The 586-nt window shown below is 35.7% G+C and carries 1 protein-coding gene; it reads right to left on the bottom strand.

The annotated features are described in order from the left end of the window. The coding region (locus AC3G7N_RS21920; protein WP_489424235.1) for an aminotransferase class III-fold pyridoxal phosphate-dependent enzyme at positions 1-316 on the bottom strand (316 nt) is incomplete at its 3' end. Between the last annotated feature and the right edge of the window lie 270 nt (positions 317-586).

The following is a 586-nucleotide window of genomic DNA, read 5'->3' as shown; positions in this document are numbered from 1 at the left end:
GACCTGTTGGGGTAATAGTTGCAATTTTCTTGGCAAGCTTGATAGCCGGCTCATGACTAAATGTCGAAAATGCGGAGCTAAAGGCTAACTTTTCCATTTGTTCAGCTGCTGCTTCTGCTAGCTTTTTTCTTCCATGACCAATATTGACGTTCCACAAGGAAGACATCGCATCAATGTATACGTTTTCATTTTTGTCCGTTAGGTATATCCCGTCCCCTTTTTCGAAAATTATCTTTGACCCTTCTTCCTGTTGCTGTTTAATGGAAGAAGTTGGATGAATAAAATGCATTTTGTCCAAGTCAATTAAGTTTTCCATTTTTCAAACCTCCTTCAAAAAATTAAATATATTAGAAAAACTCGGCATTCGCCTTGTTCTTAATAGTGAATGCCGAAGTTTTGCTTATACTTAATTCCTTTAAATTTTTATACTTTCCTTAAGTGCAGAAAGGGGCTGGGACAAAAGTGTTTTAGCCAGAGAGAAATCCGAACTATGATTCGAAATTCTTTGTTAGAATTTGAAGTAGTTCTGATTTTTTCTTGTCTGTTTTTGTAAACTTAAAGCTAAAAAGTATGCGCTGGATTGTTT

It is taken from the genome of Virgibacillus carmonensis (assembly GCF_057836705.1).
Note: the sequence above shows the minus strand (reverse complement) of the source record. Positions and strands in the feature narration are given on the sequence as shown.